This window comes from Mesorhizobium metallidurans STM 2683, assembly GCF_000350085.1.
Lineage (GTDB): Bacteria > Pseudomonadota > Alphaproteobacteria > Rhizobiales > Rhizobiaceae > Mesorhizobium > Mesorhizobium metallidurans.
Genome location: NZ_CAUM01000150.1, coordinates 85,410 through 102,770 on the forward strand (window position 1 = coordinate 85,410; position 17,361 = coordinate 102,770).

At 63.4% G+C, this 17,361-nt stretch carries 16 protein-coding genes; 1 reads left to right on the top strand and 15 read right to left on the bottom strand.

Annotation, left to right across the window (positions count from 1 at the left end; all coding sequences use genetic code 11):
- Window positions 1-164: 164 nt before the first annotated feature.
- The 15 genes from MESS2_RS27180 to MESS2_RS27255 all read right to left on the bottom strand — a co-directional run bounded on the left by MESS2_RS27180 (window position 165) and on the right by MESS2_RS27255 (window position 15,920).
- Window positions 165-2,537 (bottom strand): trimethylamine N-oxide demethylase, encoded by a 2,373-nt coding sequence (locus tag MESS2_RS27180; protein WP_008877803.1) that lies wholly within the window; start codon window positions 2,535-2,537, stop codon window positions 165-167.
- Between the two features lie 126 nt (window positions 2,538-2,663).
- Complete coding sequence (locus MESS2_RS27185; protein ID WP_008877804.1) at window positions 2,664-3,293, bottom strand: sarcosine oxidase subunit gamma; 630 nt, start codon at window positions 3,291-3,293, stop codon at window positions 2,664-2,666.
- Entirely contained in the window at window positions 3,286-6,267 is a 2,982-nt protein-coding gene (locus MESS2_RS27190) for a sarcosine oxidase subunit alpha (protein WP_008877805.1), read from the bottom strand. Before MESS2_RS27190 ends, MESS2_RS27185 begins: the two co-directional genes overlap by 8 nt.
- Window positions 6,268-6,520: 253 nt before the next feature.
- Window positions 6,521-6,796 (bottom strand): sarcosine oxidase subunit delta, encoded by a 276-nt coding sequence (locus tag MESS2_RS27200; RefSeq protein ID WP_008877807.1) that lies wholly within the window; start codon window positions 6,794-6,796, stop codon window positions 6,521-6,523.
- A gap of 16 nt (window positions 6,797-6,812) precedes the next feature.
- Window positions 6,813-8,066 (bottom strand): sarcosine oxidase subunit beta family protein, encoded by a 1,254-nt coding sequence (locus MESS2_RS27205; RefSeq protein WP_008877808.1) that lies wholly within the window; start codon window positions 8,064-8,066, stop codon window positions 6,813-6,815.
- A gap of 36 nt (window positions 8,067-8,102) precedes the next feature.
- Complete coding sequence (gene glnT, locus MESS2_RS27210; protein WP_008877809.1) at window positions 8,103-9,410, bottom strand: type III glutamate--ammonia ligase; 1,308 nt, start codon at window positions 9,408-9,410, stop codon at window positions 8,103-8,105.
- A 34-nt stretch (window positions 9,411-9,444) separates the two neighbouring features.
- The gene (locus MESS2_RS27215) at window positions 9,445-10,773 is read right to left on the bottom strand and encodes an FMN-binding glutamate synthase family protein (RefSeq protein ID WP_008877810.1); all 1,329 of its coding nucleotides are present in this window, start codon (window positions 10,771-10,773) and stop codon (window positions 9,445-9,447) included.
- Window positions 10,774-10,779: 6 nt separating this feature from the next.
- On the bottom strand, window positions 10,780-11,511 hold the full coding sequence (locus MESS2_RS27220) for a GltB/FmdC/FwdC-like GXGXG domain-containing protein (RefSeq protein WP_008877811.1): 732 nt from the start codon (window positions 11,509-11,511) through the stop codon (window positions 10,780-10,782).
- Window positions 11,512-11,515: 4 nt separating this feature from the next.
- Window positions 11,516-12,412: a class II glutamine amidotransferase gene (locus MESS2_RS27225; protein WP_008877812.1), complete on the bottom strand. Its 897-nt coding sequence runs from the start codon at window positions 12,410-12,412 to the stop codon at window positions 11,516-11,518.
- 85 nt (window positions 12,413-12,497) lie between these two features.
- Window positions 12,498-12,821: a hypothetical protein gene (locus MESS2_RS27230; protein ID WP_008877813.1), complete on the bottom strand. Its 324-nt coding sequence runs from the start codon at window positions 12,819-12,821 to the stop codon at window positions 12,498-12,500.
- Entirely contained in the window at window positions 12,818-13,507 is a 690-nt protein-coding gene (locus MESS2_RS27235) for a hypothetical protein (RefSeq protein ID WP_040594133.1), read from the bottom strand. Before MESS2_RS27235 ends, MESS2_RS27230 begins: the two co-directional genes overlap by 4 nt.
- Before the next feature lie 151 nt (window positions 13,508-13,658).
- On the bottom strand, window positions 13,659-15,053 hold the full coding sequence (locus MESS2_RS27240) for an APC family permease (RefSeq protein WP_008877815.1): 1,395 nt from the start codon (window positions 15,051-15,053) through the stop codon (window positions 13,659-13,661).
- 14 nt (window positions 15,054-15,067) lie between these two features.
- Window positions 15,068-15,229: a hypothetical protein gene (locus MESS2_RS31600; RefSeq protein ID WP_008877816.1), complete on the bottom strand. Its 162-nt coding sequence runs from the start codon at window positions 15,227-15,229 to the stop codon at window positions 15,068-15,070.
- 15 nt (window positions 15,230-15,244) lie between these two features.
- Complete coding sequence (locus tag MESS2_RS27250; RefSeq protein WP_008877817.1) at window positions 15,245-15,622, bottom strand: hypothetical protein; 378 nt, start codon at window positions 15,620-15,622, stop codon at window positions 15,245-15,247.
- A 10-nt stretch (window positions 15,623-15,632) separates the two neighbouring features.
- Window positions 15,633-15,920 carry a hypothetical protein gene (locus MESS2_RS27255; protein WP_008877818.1) on the bottom strand — a complete coding sequence of 96 codons (288 nt, stop codon included), beginning with the start codon at window positions 15,918-15,920 and terminating at the stop codon, window positions 15,633-15,635.
- A 285-nt stretch (window positions 15,921-16,205) separates the two neighbouring features.
- Here MESS2_RS27255 and MESS2_RS27260 point away from each other — a divergent pair, with 285 nt between their 5' ends.
- Window positions 16,206-17,339: an aminomethyl transferase family protein gene (locus tag MESS2_RS27260; RefSeq protein WP_008877819.1), complete on the top strand. Its 1,134-nt coding sequence runs from the start codon at window positions 16,206-16,208 to the stop codon at window positions 17,337-17,339.
- The last annotated feature ends 22 nt before the right edge of the window (window positions 17,340-17,361 follow it).

The following is a 17,361-nucleotide window of genomic DNA, read 5'->3' on the forward strand; positions in this document are numbered from 1 at the left end:
CTGTGTTTCCACTCAGTCGCATTTTTTTCTTGGCAGTGAAGATTGATCCGCCGCGCTTTCACGTCAAGCGTTTTGTGAGCCTATGCACATCACGCTTGCGAAACACATTGCTACCCGGCCGGCCAGCACCGCCGACAAACCATTGCACGTCTGGGATGCTGCCGTCAGGAACGCGGCCTGGTCTTCTGTGGGTCGTAATGCGCGAAGCCGACCACGCGCGCCGGCAGCCGCTTGGCATGCCCGTCGAGCTTGCCGATCTCGACCTCGGTGCCGGTGGCCGCATGGGTCACATCGAGCCTCGCCAGCGCGATGTTCTTGTTCAGCACCGGTGAACGCATGCCCGAGGTGACGACGCCGATCTGGGCGCGGCCGACATGCACGCAGTCGCCATGGCCGACGGCTGCATTGGCGTCGATGTCGAGGCCGACCAGCTTTGTCTGTGGATGTTCCTTGCGCCTTATCAGCGCCTCGCGGCCGATGAAATCGTCGGTCTTGGTCTTCAGCGGCACGGTAAAGCCGATGCCGGCCTCGAACGGATCGGTCTGGTCGGAAAATTCATAGCCGGCGAAGATCAGCCCGGCCTCGATGCGCACCATGTCGAGCGCCTGCAGGCCCATCGGCTTCAACCCATGCGGCTGGCCGGCCTCCCAGATGGCGTCGAACACTTTTTCGGCGTCGCGCGGGTGGCACCAGACCTCGTAGCCGAGTTCGCCGGTGTAGCCGGTGCGCGAGACGACGACCGGGATGCCATTGCCGCCGCCTATGCGGGCGACAGCGAAGCGGAACCATTCGAGCTCGTCGATCGACGGCTGCAGCGGCGAGGTCCAGATCACCTCCCGCAGGATGTCGCGGCTCTTAGGCCCTTGCACGGCCACATTGTGCATCTGGTCGGTGGACGAGCGCACCAAGACGTTGAGGCCGCCGAGCTTCGTTGCCGTTTCGCGCAGCCATTCGCCGGAGAGATCGTCGCCGCCGACCCAGCGGAAATTGTCCTTGCCGAGGCGCAGCAGCGTGCCGTCGTCGATCATACCGCCATGCTCGTAGCACATCGCCGAATAGACGACCTGGCCGACACCGAGCTTCTTGACGTCGCGGGTCAGCGTGTATTGCAGCAGCGCTTCCGAATCCGGGCCGGTGACCTCGAATTTGCGCAGCGGCGACAGGTCCATGATCACGGCGTCCTGCCGGCAGGCCCAGTATTCGGCGATTGGCCCTTCCTTGGCGAAGGAATTGGCCAGCCAGTAGCCCCTGTATTCGACGAAGTTGCGCGTGTGCTTGGCGAAGCTCGAATGAAAGGCTGTCTCGCGGGTCATTTTCGGTTCCGAATCGGGCGTCATGCGTCTGGCGATCGCTCGCGAGAATTTGTGCTGGCCGGAATAGGTGCGCACATGGATGTCGGTCAGGTTCCAGCCATTGGCCGGCGTCGTGTCGTCGGGGCAGGCGGAGGAAACGCAGACGATGTCGGTGAGCGCCCGCAGCAGCACATAGTCGCCCGGCCGCGACCATGGCTCGTCGGACACCATCACGCCATGCGCGTCGATCGCCGTGTTGAAGAAGAAGTTGATCGCCATCCAGCCCGCGCGGGGAGTTACCCCTTTATCCGACAGCGCCTTGTTGAAATTCTCCGAGCAGTTGGTGTGACCGGGATAGCCGATGTCGTCGTAATATTTGGCCGCGCAGGCGAGCGCGAAGGCATCGTGCCGGCCGCATGTGTCCTGCACCACCTCGACCAGCGGCTCCATGTCCTGGTCATAGTATTTCGAATGCAGGCCTGGCATCGGATAGCTTGACCCCATCAGCGTGCGGGTCGTCGTCACGTCGAGCGGATGGTCGCGGCCCTTGTCCAGCTTGCGCGCCGAAAAGCACTGGAAGTCGGTGCACTGGCGCCCGTCGACATCGATGATCTGCAGATAGTCGCCAGCCTTGACGAAATAGGATTCAGCCGTTGCCGAATGAACCCTGAGATCGAGCACCGGATCGGCCAGCGGATCGCCGAGCTGCGACTTCGCCGCCGGACGGATGGTGGCGCGCCGCACGATGACGCTGAGCGGTGTCGCCGTGTCGTGGCCGTCGACCAGCATCGGGCCGCCCGGCGCGGCGATCAGCATCGCGCCATCGCGGGCGACGGTAAAGCCCTGTTCGGTGCCGGCTGGGGTGACACTGCCGAAGACACGCACGGCCCTGGCATGATCAAGCCGCACCTGCCGGCGCTCGAGCCCGCGGCGGACGGAGGCGAGACTGTCGTCGCCCTCCGCCAGCAACGCCTTGATGCCGGCGGCATTGCTGTTCGATTTTTCACCGAAGATGCCGGGATCGGTGACGCCGGTCTTGTCACAGGCCAGCAGTTCGCAAGCCTGCCCGCCCTCGACATTGCGCACCGTAATCGTGTCGCCGGCCTCGACCTCGATGAGCACCGCCTCGTTGCCCTGGATCGTATAGCGCTCCATGCCCGGCGGCAACGCGATCTGGCCGGGCCGCAGAATCAGGCTTGGCCGGGGTGGTCCGGCTGCAACGGCGGGGTAGGGCGACTGGCTCATCTCGACTCTGAATCTTGAGAAACAAGTTTGCCTGTACGTGAAATTATTTTAGCAGCAAGAATAGGCAGCAAGCCCGGATTTGGCAAGGCGAAGGTGTCGGCCACTCGTCGCCGGCGCGAATGAAAGCTACGCCAATTCCTCGGAGTATCGGATGTCGATGCCGTATTCGGCGGCAGCGTCGAGCATCGTGTGCCACAGGCTTTCGGCGAAGGTCGCAAACACCAGAAGGTTGAACACAGCCTGCCCATCCGGCTGGTCGCCGCCGCGCCAGAGCGTGACGCTGGTATGGTCGATCGAGGTCGCGGCCGCAGCACCAACCGGGAATACCGCCGGGTGCAGATCGAGCGACGACAGCTTGGCGAGCATGGTGCGCGCCTTGGCTCCGGAGATGCTGATCAGGGCGCGTGCGTGCGACTGGTCTGACAGCGAGGCGGGGCCGGAGAACGCCGGCGCCAGCGTGTTCATCGTGTGCTTGCCGTTCTTCGACAGCACTAGGAACTGGTGCGGGCCCGACCAGATCAGCGCGGCGTCCTTGGCCTGGATGGCTTTGGGCGCCTCCGGAGCTGCCACTCCGAAACGCGTTTTGGCGGCCTTTGCCAGTTCGGCCCATTTGCCGCGCCGCGCCATGACCTGGATCAGCTCGAAATTGCGGATCTCGGTCAAAGAAACGCCGGCCTCGATACCGCGCGCGCCGTGGACGCCGGTGGCAAGAGCGTGCTCCAGCGGACTGCGGGAAGCCCAGGAAAAGTCAGCCACGCTGGCGCCCTCCTTCCGGATCGTAGAAGACGGGATTGCAGAGTTCGACATCATAGTCCTCGCCGCGCAGCGGATCATGCGCATGGACGATCTCGCCGATGCGTTCGCGGCCGCGTTCGACCAGCCCGAGCCCGATCCACTGGTCGAGCATCGGCGAGAAACAGACGGAGGTAACGTAGCCCTGGTCGTTGCCCGGACCGGGAATCTCACCCTTCGGAATGATATGCGCGCCGGAGCGCAGGCGGCTTGCCTTGTCCGTCGGCTTGATGCCGACGACGACCTGCCGATCCGCTGCCACCAGCGCCTCGCGCCCGGCCATGACGCGGCCGATGAAATCCTTCTTGGTCGACATCATCTTGCCCAAGCCGAGATCGGCTGCGGTTGTGGTGCCGCTCAATTCCGGCCCGGCGACATGGCCCTTTTCGATGCGCATCACGCCGAGCGCTTCGGTGCCGTAGGGCGTCACCCCAAATTGTTTGCCGGCCTGCATCAGATTTCGGACCAGCGCGTCGCCATGGCGGGCCGGCACGGAAATCTCGAACGCCATCTCGCCGGAGAAGGAGATGCGAAACAGCCGCGCCTTGATGCCGCCGCGCAGCGCCACTTCGCGCGCGCCCATGAAGGGAAAGCCTTCGTTCGACAGATCCTCGGCCGGATCGACCATCTCCCGGAGCAGATCACGCGTCTTGGGTCCGGCGATCGAGAACTGCGCCCATTGGTCGGAGACCGATGTGAGCTGTACGTCGAGTTCAGGGAACAGCACCTGGCGGCAGAATTCGAGATGCTGCATCACCGGCCCGGCCTTGGCGGTGGTAGTGGTCAGGAAATAATGGTCCTCGGCCAGCCGCGACGTGGTGCCGTCGTCATAGACCATGCCGTCCTCGCGCAGCATCAGCCCGTAGCGGGCCTTGCCGACAGCGAGATTTGAGAAGGTGTTGATGTAGACGCGGTCGAGGAAGGCGCCGGCATCGGGACCGTGCACATCGATCTTGCCGAGCGTCGAGACGTCGCAGAAGCCGACGCCGCCACGCACCGCCTTGACCTCGCGGGTGACGGATTCCAGCCAGTCCTTCTCGCCGGCGCGCGGATACCACTGCGCGCGCTTCCAGAGGCCGGTGTCGACGAAGATCGCGCCCTGTTCGGCCGCCCAGTGATGCGACGGCGTCAGCCGGGTCGCATGGAAATTTTCGTCGCGGTGATGGCCGGCGAAGGCGCCGATGGCAACCGGCACAAAGGGCGGCCGGTAGATCGTCGTGCCGGTCTCGGGAATGGATTTACCTGACACGGCAGCCATGATGGCGAGGCCGGCGACGTTCGAGGTCTTGCCCTGGTCGGTTGCCATGCCGAGTGTCGTGTAGCGCTTCAGATGCTCGACCGATTCAAAACCCTCGCGATGCGCCAGCTCGATGTCGGAAGCGGTGACATCGTGCTGCTGGTCGACAAAGGCCTTGCCCTTGCCGACGACATGCCAGAGCGGCGTGAGCGAGAACGCCTCATCCTCGGCGACAGGCGCCGAGCCTGCCTTGCCGCTGCGCCCGGCATCCCGCGCCGCTTGCGCGCCTGCGGCAAAGCCTTCGCGCAGGCAGGCGCCGAGGCTGAAGGCGCCGTTGGCGGCACCCGCCGCAACCATGCCCGGCGGAGCGCCATCCGGCACGAAGGCCGCGATATCTTCCTGCCATTTCGGCCGGCCGCGATGGTAGGAGGTCAGCCCGACCGCCGGGTTCCAGCCGCCCGAGACGGCGAGCCCGTCGGCCTCGACTTCAGCGCGTGCGCCACCCGTCAGCGACACCGCGATCCTCCTGACGCCGTCCTTGCCGCCATCGACTGCGCTGACCGAACCGTTCAGCACGGGGAAACCGCTTTTCGAGGCGAGCGAGCGGTGAGCAGGGGATACATCAGGCCGTGCATCGACGACCGCCGCGATCTGCAATCCCGCGCCAAGCGCGGTTTCGACCGTGCGCCAGCCATCCTCATTATTGGTGAACAGCGCGGCGCGTTTTGCCGGCGTTGCCGCATAGCGCTCGAGATAGGTCCGCATTCCGGACGCCATCATCACGCCGGGCGTGTCGTTGCCGGCAAAGACGATCGGCCGTTCGATGGCTCCGGCGGCGACCACGCAGCGCTTGGCCACGATCCGCCACAGCCGCTGACGCACCTGGTGTTCCGGCGGCGAGGGCAGGTGGTCGTTGACGCGCTCCAGCGCGCCATAGGTGCCGCCGTCATAGACACCGAACAGCGTCGTGCGGGTCATGATGCGGACGTCGGGGAGTGCCGCAAGTTCCGCCAGCGTGCGCGAAATCCATTCGGCCGCCGGCATGCCGTCGATAGTGCCGCCATCCGACAGCAGCCGCCCGCCAAGCGCAAAATCCTCCTCGCACAGGATGACGCGGGCGCCGAAGCGGCCGGCGGCAAGTGCGGCCGCCAGTCCGGCCGGGCCGGAGCCGGCGATCAGCACATCGCAATGCGCCCAGGCCTTGTCGTAATGGTCGGGGTCGGCAACACCGGCGGCGCGGCCTAGACCGGCGGCGCGGCGGATAGCCGGCTCATAGATCGCTTCCCAGAATTTCGCCGGCCACATGAAGGTCTTGTAGTAGAAGCCGGCGACGAAGATCGGAGCGAACAGCTGGTTGACCGCCATCAGGTCGTGACGCAGCGAAGGCCAGCGGTTTTGGCTGGCGGCTTCCAATCCTTCATAGAGTTCCGCCGTGGTCGCTTTGGTGTTCGGCTCGCGCCGCGCGCCTGTCCGCAATTCAACCAGTGCGTTGGGTTCTTCCGAACCTGCGGTCAGGATACCGCGCGGGCGATGATATTTGAACGAGCGGCCGACCAGCTTGACGCCATTGGCGACGAGCGCCGAAGCCAGTGTGTCGCCCTGGAAGCCGGAAAAAGTCTTGCCGTCGAAACGGAAATTCAGCGACGCCGAGCGGTCGATGAGGCCGCCGGATGGGAGGCGATGGGATTGGTTGGAACTCACGATTGCCGGCCTTCCGTGAGTTCGATGAAATGCGAGACGGTTACGCTGCCCCTCATCGCCCTGCCCGTCCTCCGCAGCAGCTGCGCTGCAGCTGCGGAGGGTGGACCGGGCACTTCTCCCCGTATAGTGACGGGGAGAAGGACGCCTTCAGGAAGCGCGCCGAGGTTGCGGCCAGCGCCCCTCTCCCCGTCACTATACGGGGAGAGGATGCCGGCAGGCAGGTGAGGGGCAGCGCTGACCTGGACAGGAATATTCATTTCGCAACCTGCCTCGCCCCAGCACCCGTCGCCGGCTCGACCGAAGAAATCTCATGCGTCAGCGTGTTGCGGTCGATCTTCAGCCAGGTCCGGCAGCCGCCGCCATGATACCAGTGCTCGCTCATCACGCCGGCGATGTTGTCGCGCAGATAGACATAGTCATAGACGGCATCTTCGCCGGCATCCGCCGCCGGGCGTCGCGGCTTGGCGTCGCCGAGATAGGTGAACTCGCCGAGTTCTCGTTCGCCGCAGAAAGGACAGACAATACGCATGATTTCCCGGCCGTCCTCAGTGCAGGTTCGGTTGGGCGCCGACGCCCTTTTCATCGATCATCGCGCCGCGCCGGAATCGGTCGAGGCGGAACCTTGCGGCTTCCTCGTGCGATTCATCGCGCGCCAGAAGATGGGCAAAGACAAAGCCGGAGCCCGGCGTCGCCTTGAAGCCGCCATAGCACCAGCCGGCGTTGAGGTAGAGCCCGTCCACCGGCGTCTTGTCGATGATCGGCGTGCCGTCCATCGACATGTCCATGACGCCGCCCCACTGGCGCAGCAGCCGCACACGGCCGATCATCGGCATCAGCGCCATGCCGCCCTCGCAGACATCCTCCATCACAGGCATGTTGCCGCGCTGGGCATAGGAATTGTAGCCGTCTATGTCGCCGCCGAAGACCAGCCCGCCCTTGTCGGACTGGCTGACGTAGAAATGGCCGGCGCCAAAGGTCATGACGTTGGGCAAAAGCGGCTTGATCGCCTCGGAGACAAAGGCCTGCAGCACATGGCTTTCGATCGGCAGGCGCAGTCCCGCCATCGAGGCGACGCGCGATGAACTGCCGGCGACGGCCATGCCGACCTTGCCGGCGCCGATCCTGCCGCGCGATGTCTCGACGCCGGTCACCTTGCCATTGGCATCTCTGACAAAACCGGTGACCTCGCAGTTCTGGATGATGTCGACGCCGAGCGCGCTCGCCGCATGGGCATAGCCCCAGACCACGGCGTCATGCCGCGCCGTGCCGCCGCGCCGCTGCAGCAGCCCGCCCTGCACGGGGAAGCGCGCATTGTCGAAGTTCAGGAACGGCATCATCTTCTTGACCGCGGCAAGGTCAAGCAGCTCCGCATCGATGCCGTTGATGCGCATCGTATTGCCGCGCCTGGCATAGGCGTCGCGCTGCGCGTCGGAATGATAGAGGTTGATGACGCCGCGCTGGCTGACCATGGTGTTGTAGTTGAGGTCCTGCTCCATCCGTTCCCACAGCTTCATCGACAGCTCGTAGAAACCGGTATTGCCGGGCAGCCCGTAATTGGAGCGGATGATGGTGGTGTTGCGGCCGGCATTGCCGGAGCCGATCCAGCCCTTTTCCAGCACCGCGACATTCCTGATGCCGTATTCGCTGGCGAGGAACCATGCCGTCGCCAGGCCATGGCCGCCGCCGCCGATGATCACCACGTCGTAGTGGCTCTTCGGGCTGGCGTCGCGCCAGGTGCGCTGCCAGTTCTTGTGGCCGGAAAATGCCGCCCGGGCGAGGGAGAAGATCGAGTATTTCATGAACCTGTTTCGCGCCGGGCGTGCAACAATTCCGGATCAGATGTCGAGCGTGTGGTCGCGCTCCCACTGGGTGAAGTGGGAAGCATAGGAATTCCATTCCTGGTGCTTCAGCTTTAGATAGGCCGACGAGAATTCCTCACCCAGCGCCGCCTTGAGCGATTTGTCGTTGTCAAACTCGCGCAATGCGTCGAGCAGGTTGAGCGGCAGCTTCGGCGCCCCTTCGACCGTATGGCCGAACTGGTACATGTCGATGTCGTAGCGCCGGCCGGGATCGGCCTTCGAGCGGACGCCGTCGAGGCCGGCGGCGATGATGACGGCCTGCAGCAGATAGGGGTTTGCCGCGCCGTCCGGCAGGCGCAACTCGAAGCGGCCGGGGCCGGGCACGCGCACCATGTGGGTGCGGTTGTTGCCGGTCCAGGTCACCGTGTTCGGCGCCCAGGTGGCGCCGGAGATGGTGCGCGGCGCGTTGATGCGCTTGTAAGAATTCACCGTCGGGTTGGTGATGGCGGCAAGCGCGGAGGCATGTTTCATGATGCCGCCGAGGAAATTCCGGCCCTTGGCCGACAGGCCGAGTTCCATCGCATTGTCGGCAAAGACATTGGTCTTGCCGTCTTTGTCCCACACCGAGATATGCGCATGGCAGCCATTGCCGGTCAGGCCCTGGAACGGTTTCGGCATGAAGGTTGCGCGCAGGCCGTGCTTTTCGGCAACCGACTTCACCATGAATTTAAAGAAGGAATGCTTGTCGGCGGTCGCCAGCGCATCATCGAAGGCCCAGTTCATCTCGAACTGGCCGTTGGCGTCCTCATGGTCGTTCTGGTAGGCGCCCCAGCCGAGCGCCAGCATGTGGTCGCAGATCTCGGCGATGACGTCATAGCGGCGCATCACCGCCTGCTGGTCGTAGCAGGGCTTCGACGCGGTATCGTATTCGTCGGAAATCGTCTTGCCGTCCGGCGAGATCAGGAAGAATTCGGCCTCGACGCCGGTCTTGATGTGCATGCCGTCGCCAGCCGCCTCGGCAATCAGCCGCTTCAGCGTGTTGCGCGGCGCCTGCTCGACCGATTTGTCGTCCATGATGCAGTTGGCGGCGACCCAGGCGACTTCGGGCTTCCAAGGCAACTGGATCACCGAGGCCGGATCCGGCACCGCCAGCATGTCGGGATGCGCCGGCGTCAGGTCGAGCCAGGTGGCAAAGCCGGCAAAGCCGGCACCGTCCCGCTGCATGTCGGGGATCGCCTGCGCTGGCACCAGCTTGGCGCGCTGCCCACCGAACAGGTCGGTGTAGGATATCATGAAATATTTGACGCCCTTCTCCTTGGCGAAGGCGGCGAGATCGTTCCCCATTATAGTTCCTCGCTTACTGGCATTTTGGTTTGTCTTAGAAGCCGTTCTTGCCCGGTATCCAGTTGGTGCCGGCCAGCGGCACACCGGCCATGGCGGCGGCTTCGATCGTCAGGGCGACAAGATCCTCCGGCTCGAGATTGTGCAGGCTGTTCTTGCCGCAGGCGCGGGCGATTGTCTGAGCCTCAAGTGTCATCACCTTAAGATAATTCGCCAGCCTTCGTCCGGCCGCAATCGGATCGACCCGTTTCATTAGCTCGGGATCCTGCGTGGTGATGCCGGCCGGGTCGCGTCCTTCATGCCAGTCGTCATAGGCGCCGGCGGTGGTGCCGAGTTCGTTGTATTCCGCTTCCCAGCGCGGGTCGTTGTCGCCGAGCGCGACAAGCGCTGCCGTGCCGATCGACACCGCGTCGACGCCGAGCGCCAGCGCCTTGGCGACGTCGGCGCCGTTGCGGATACCGCCGGAGACGATCAGCTGCACCTTCCGGTGCATGCCGAGATCCTGCAGCGCCTGCACCGCCGGCCTGATACAGGCAAGCGTCGGCTGGCCGACATTTTCGATGAACACTTCCTGAGTTGCGGCGGTGCCGCCCTGCATGCCGTCGACGACGACAACATCGGCGCCCGATTTCACCGCAAGCGCGGTGTCGTAATAGGGCCGCGCGCCGCCGACCTTGACGTAGATCGGCTTTTCCCAGTCGGTGATCTCGCGCAGTTCGAGGATCTTGATCTCGAGGTCGTCCGGCCCCGTCCAGTCGGGGTGGCGCGAGGCCGAGCGCTGGTCGATGCCTTTCGGCAGCGTGCGCATTTCGGCGACGCGGTCGGAGATTTTCTGGCCGAGCAGCATGCCGCCGCCGCCGGGCTTGGCGCCCTGGCCGACCACCACCTCGATCGCATCGGCGCGGCGCAAATCGCGCGGGTTCATGCCATAGCGCGACGGCAGATATTGGTAGACCAGCATCTTGGAATGGCCGCGCTCTTCCTCGGTCATGCCGCCGTCGCCGGTGGTGGTCGAGGTGCCCGAGAGCGTCGCGCCACGGCCGAGCGCTTCCTTGGCCGGGCCGGACAGCGAGCCGAAGCTCATGCCGGCAATGGTGATCGGGATTTTCAATTCGATCGGTTTTTTCGCATAGCGCGAACCGAGCACGACGCTGGTGTCGCAGCGCTCGCGATAGCCTTCGAGCGGGTAGCGCGAGATCGAAGCGCCGAGGAACAGAAGGTCGTCGAAATGCGGCAGCTTGCGCTTGGCGCCGGCGCCCCTGATATCATAGATGCCGGTCGCCGCGGCGCGGCGGATCTCGGAAAGCGTGTAGTCGTCGAAGGTCGCGGATTTGCGCGGCGTCGTCGGCGGGTTGCGATAAGTCATTTTGCCTCAATATGCGTCGGCATTGTCGATATTGAAATTGTAGAGCGTGCGCGCCGAGCCGTAGCGCTTGAACTCAGCCGGCTTGACGCCGGTCACGCCGGCGCGGTCGAGCAAACCCTGCAGCAGTTCCAAATGTTCTGCCCGCATCTCCTTGGCGATGCAGTCGGCGCCAAGGCTGTCGACCTTGCCGCGCACGAACAGCCGCGCCTCGTAGATGGAATCGCCCAGCGCATCGCCGGCATCGCCCAGCACCACCAGATTGCCCGACTGCGCCATGAAGGCCGACATGTGGCCGATATTGCCGCGCACGACAATGTCGATGCCTTTCATCGAGATGCCGCAGCGCGACGAGGCATTGCCCTCGATGACCAGCAGCCCGCCGCGGCCGGTGGCGCCGGCATATTGGCTGGCGTCACCCTTGATGGTGATCGAGCCCGACATCATGTTCTCGCCGACGCCCGGCCCGGCCGAGCCGTGGACAGTAATCGCGGCGCCATCGTTCATGCCGCCGCAATAATAGCCGACGCTGCCGCGCACATCGATGGTGACCGGCTGGTCGACGCCGACGGCGACGGAGTGGCTGCCTTTCGGGTTCAGCACCTCCCATGCCGTTTCGTTCGAGCCGGGCGTCAGCTTGTGAAGCGCCTGATTGAGCTCGCGCAGCGACATCGCGTCGAGGTCGAAGACCTGCGATGCATTATCGCGCGCTGCCGTCTTTGAAAGCTTGGTTGCCGGCATCAGCTCAATGCTCCCAGAAATAGACGGTCGCGGGCTCGGGTTCCCAGACCCTCGCATTGTCTATGCCGGGCAGTTTGGTGAGCGCGCGATATTCCGAACCGAAGGCGACATACTGGTCCGTCTCGGCCATCACCGCGGGCTTGCAGGCGATCGGATCGCGCACCACGCCGAAGCCGTTCTTGGTGCCGACGACGAAGGTGAAGAAGCCGTCGAGATCGCTGAGCGTGCCTTCCAGCGCCTCGCCGAGATTCTTGCCGTGCGCCATCTGCGAGGAGAGATAGGCGGCCGCCACTTCGGTGTCGTTCTCGGTCTCGAATGTCATGCCTTCGCGGACCAGCTCGCGCCGGACATTGTTGTGGTTGGAGAGCGAGCCATTGTGCACCAGGCACTGGTCGGCGCCGGTCGAGAACGGATGCGCGCCCATCGTTGTGACAGCCGATTCGGTCGCCATGCGGGTATGGCCGATGCCGTGCGTGCCGGTCATGTGGCGGACGTCGAAACGCTCGACGACGGCTTCCGGCAGGCCGACTTCCTTGTAGATCTCCACCACGTCGCCGGCGCCCATGATGCGGATGTCGGGCCTCAGCGCCTGGATGGCCTCACGCGCCTCGTCGATCTTGTCGGGCTTGGTCCTGACAACCGCATGCGTCGACTTTACCGCCACGCTCACCGGCACGCCGATGGCCTTGGCGAGCTCGGTATCGAGACCGCGGAAATCGCGTTCCGGCTTCGCCGACTGGACGGTGATCTTGGCCTCGTTGCCGGTCGGCGCGCCGTAGATGGCGATGCCGGCGCTATCGGGACCGCGGTCGCTGAGCGAGATCAGCATCTCCGAAAGCATCGCGCCAAGCTTGGGCTCCAGCGCCTTGTCCTTCAAGAAAAGTCCGACGATTCCACACATGTCAGCCTCCCGGCGTTTCTAGCTAAGAGATGATGTACCGAATGAGTGTTTGGAATTCAATCATATGAAAAAAATATTCCTCTAGTTACGTGTGCGGCTCAATGCCGCTGCTCGCGCTATCGCGGTCGCCGCGGACGCTGTGAACCCATTGCGCATAGCGGATGCGCGCCATCCTGTAGGCATCCAGGATCGACAAGGCATAGATCAGGAAGCCGCCGGCATGGCGGCCGATGAAGCTGGCATCGGGCGGTGCGATCCTGACCGTCACCCATGCCAGGATCACCATGAAAAAAAGGAACCGCAAACCGCGCACCGGCAAGCCCAGAATGACATGCCCGCTCGCCGGCAAGACGATCGCCGCGGCGAGAACGAGGTACGGATTTGCCGGCCGGACGCTGAAACTGGTCATGCGGCTTGCCGTTCATTCTGGTTGATGGCATCGCGAAGCGCCGACGCGGATAAAAGCAGCCTCTCGATCAGTAAGGGATCGAGCCTGGCGTTGCCGAAATCCGCCTGCCGGAACACGCCGTAGCGCGCCCGCTCGGCCTCCGCCAGCAGCCAGACAATGCGTACGCCGTTCGGCGTGATCAACAGTTCCTTGGCGCGGCCCTCGGCAAAGATATCGAGATGGCTGGCGATGACGTCCAGAGGGAAACGGACGCCTTTTCGATCCGTCCGCAGCACCGCCTCGCTGGGGAATCCGGCGGCCTTCGGCACCGTGTGGTCAAGATGATCGAAATTGGAGAATGTAGTCGGCGAACCCGGCCGCATCATCATGTCCAAGGTGCCGGATACCGCGACCTTTTCGGTGATCGAGACACTGAGCCAACGCGCCGGAAGCTTTCGCGTCGCCAGCGTGTCGACGATGGTGCGCGCCTGCACGCGCCGGTCGTTCCAGGAGCCGGTCCAGGTGACGACGCCAGCGGTGCCGTCGGACACATTGGCAGCGTCCTTGATCACGGCGTGAACGCTGGCTTCTTCAGCGGCAAGGGCGGCCGAAGCCCTGTTACGGCTGGCGCGCGCAAGCCAGGCGAGGTGGGGGATGAGCGCCAGGGCGACGGCCCCGACGAGTAATGCTGACGTCACTTCAGACATCCCGTCATGCAGCGGCTCGCCCTGCCTTGGGGCGAGCCCTCATCTTCTCGTTCAGCGCATGGCCCTGGAAACTCTGTTTCCGGAAAGGACCATGCGCAAGTTTAGAAGCTGTTAGAGCGTCCTTTGCGTGCCCAATTGGACACGCGGCGCTCTAATAGCCCTGCGGTTTCGGCCACGGCATGGTGAATTGGTCGCCTCGGCGCACGAATTTGTAGCGGTAGAAATGGAACCATAGCGAGATCAGGAAATAGAAGGCGACCATGGCGATCAGCTGCGAGCCGAAGCCGAGGAAGATGGCAAAGAAGGTGACCACGCACAGGCAGAACAACACGATCGCCGGCAGCGGGTGGAAGGGGTGCGTGTAGCCGCGGCGGATCGAGCCGAGCGGCCACTTCTTCCGGAACATCATGATGTTGATGCTCATGAAGGTGTATTGCAGCACGCCCGACAGGATCGAGAAAGTGATTGCCTGGTTGAGGTCGGCGATGAAGGCGAAGGCGAGCGCGATCGGCAGCAGGAACAGGATCGAGCGGTAGGGCGTGCGATATCTTGGATGCACCGCCGAGAACCAGCTCGGCAGATAACGGTCGCGGCCGAGCGAGAACCAGGCGCGCGCGGCATCGTTGATGCAGCCATTGGCCGAAGCAATTGCAGCCAGCAGCGTCGCGATGAACAGCAGATTCTCGAGCAGCGGGCTGCCGGTCAGTTTGCCCGCGTCCCACAGCGGATAGTAGGTGATGCCAAGGTATTCCCACGGCATCAGCGAGGCGCAGACATACCAGGTCATCGCGGCGGCGATCAGAAGCGTGATCATGCCGGCCATCGTGCCGTAGGGCAGCGAGCGCGCCGGCGAGCGCACTTCCTCGGCGGCCTGGGTGGTGCCCTCGATGCCAAGATAGTACCAGATGCCGAACTGGAAGGCGGCGATCACGCCGATCCAGCCGTAGGGCAGCGCATTGCCGGGGGTCACCAGCTCGTTCAGCTTCAGCACCGCGCCTTGCGTCCACGGGCTGACCGAGAAGAACAGGATGACGATCGAGATATAGGCAATTGCGGTGATGATGAAATTGACGTTCAGCGTCATCAGCACGCCGCGGTAGTTGAGCCATGCCAGCACGACGATAGTGGCGGCGATGAAGGAATTGTGGGTGAGCCCATCGACACCCGCCTTGGCAACGATGGTGTCGCCGAGCAGGATGGCGTCCGACACTTCGAGCATCGTATAGGCGAACACCAGGAACAGCGCGACGTTGAACGCCATCAGCGGCCCGACAATGTGCTTGGCCTGCGCATACTGGCCGCCGGCCGCCGCGACGGTCGAGGTCACCTCGGAATCGATCATCGCCACCGAGGTGTAGAGCAGTCCGACGATCCAGCAGACGATCAGCGCGGCGAGCGCGCCGCCCTTGTCTGCCGAAAAATTCCAGCCGGTGAATTCGCCGACCAGGACGATGCCGACACCCAATGCCCAGACATGGGCAGGGCCGAGCACCCTGAGCAGCGAGACCCTGTCGCCATGCACTGCCGGTTCAAGCGCGATCGTCATTGTTCGGTCCCCACTCAGATCCGGTGTTTTTCGGACACGGCTTCAAGTTCACCTTCCCGCGACGAGGTCAGCACCTCTTCGGAATAGGTCGTGTCGACCTTGAACCAGTCGTAGAGCATCCACAGCGCGAGCACGATCGAGATGCCCCAGCATGCGTAAGAGAGTGCCACCCACATGATGCGTCCCCCGGATTACTTGTCTTCGAACTTTTCGTTGATGACGTCGCGATATTCGCGGTCGGATGCGCGGAACAGGAAGACGAAATAGCCGATCAGAACCGCGGCCATGATGATCAGCGTCGGCCAGTCGATTATGTAGTGGAAGCGGTTCTGGATGATGTCGTGCGCGGTCTCCGGCGTGTAGCCGAGCTTTTCCCAGATCGAGGCCATGGTTGGGTTCTGTCCCAGCGCTTCCCAGGTCTTGGTCTCGAGCGCATCGATGGATTTTGCCGCTCCTGCCAGCCCGAGCTTCAGCGGCAGCCACAGCGCCACGAAGATGGCCACCACGACGACGACGATATCGAAGACTTGCCCGGCCTTGCTTTGCACCGGTGGTGTGTAGCGCGACATCTCTTCCCCCTCAGGACTTGCGGTTGTGGAACGCATCGGCGTTCTTGATATCGAGCCCGTAGATGAAGTCCTTGTCTTCCTTGTAGTGCTTGACCATCGCCATGATGGCGGCGGTGTTGAAGATCAGCACGGCGGCGGCCGCGATCGCGACGACGAGTTTGATCCCGCTGTCCGGGATGTATGGCCATGTCATGAAAAGAACGAAGAGGATCGTCGCCCACAGGCAGATGATCAGGAGCGCGGCGCCGCGCACATCGGAACGATACAGCGCTTCAATGCGCTGCTGCAGGTCGGCCATTGGTTTCTCCCCTTTCCAGCCGCCGGCTCCGAACTGGCCGCCCGCTGCCCTCTTTCAAGAGAGTGAAATTTTTTTCATAAATTCAGTCCGAATTCTGGAATTGTCAAGCCGATTTTACGTTGAGTTAACTGTTTGTTCCACGCGGCGAATTTTGCCTGACAATGAAATTATTTGCTTGCGGGTATTGCAGGCTTCCGGCGTTTGCGGTCAATATTCGGCCTACGCTCTCGCCACGGCGCAGAGAGCAGGGGACAGCAAAAGATTTTCGAAACGGAGGACGAGCGGATGACGGCATCCTGGAGATTTTCGACCCTGGCGGATCGCCACCGCGCGCTAGGCTCGAAGCTCGAAGACTGGAGCGGCATGGGCACCGCCTGGACCTATGACAAGGACGCCGACGAGGAATACATCGCCATCCGCACCAAGGCCGGCCTGATGGATGTCTCCGGCCTGAAGAAGGTGCACATCACCGGGCCGCACGCCTCGCACCTGATCGATTTGGCGACGACGCGCGACGTGGAAAAGATCTATCCCGGCAAGTCGGCCTATGCCTGCATGCTGAACGAGGCCGGAAAATTCACCGACGACTGCATCCTCTACCGTACCGGCCCGAACTCGTGGATGGTCGTGCACGGTTCGGGCACCGGCCACGAGGAATTGCAGCGTGCTTCCGTCGGGCGCGATGTCTCGCTGCGCTTCGACGACAATCTGCATGACCTGTCGCTGCAGGGTCCGACCGCTGTAGACTATCTCTCGAAGCATGTGCCGGGCATTCGCGATCTGCCCTATTTCCATCACTTGCAGACGCAGCTTTTCGGCTTTCCGGTGATGATCTCGCGCACCGGCTACACCGGCGAACGCGGCTATGAGATCTTTTGCCGCGGCCAGGACGCCGGCACGATCTGGGACAGGATCCTCGACGAAGGCAAGAGCGCCGGCATCATTCCGTGCCGCTTCACCACGCTCGACATGCTGCGCGTCGAAAGTTATTTGCTGTTCTACCCCTACGATAACTCCCAAAAGTATCCGTTCGAGAATGAAGGTCCCGGCGATACGCTGTGGGAGCTTGGTCTCGACTTCACCGTCAGCCCCGGCAAGACCGGCTTCCGCGGCGCCGAGGAGCACTATCGCCTCAAGGGCAGGGAGCGCTTCAAGATATTCGGCGTTCTTCTGGACGGCGACAAGCCTGCCGATGAAGGCGCTCCGATCTACCGCGACGGCAAGAAGGTTGGCGTGGTGACCTGCGCCATGTATTCGCCGCTGGTCAAGAAATCGATGGGCATCGCCCGGCTCGACGTCGACTGCGCCGTCAAGGACACCAAGCTCGAGGTCCGCAACAAGAGCGGCGCCGTCAAGGCCACGGCGCAGCCGCTTCCCTTCGATGATCCGAAGAAGACCAAGCGCACGGCAAAAGGCTGAGGCATAGTCAACGGCGAGGGGT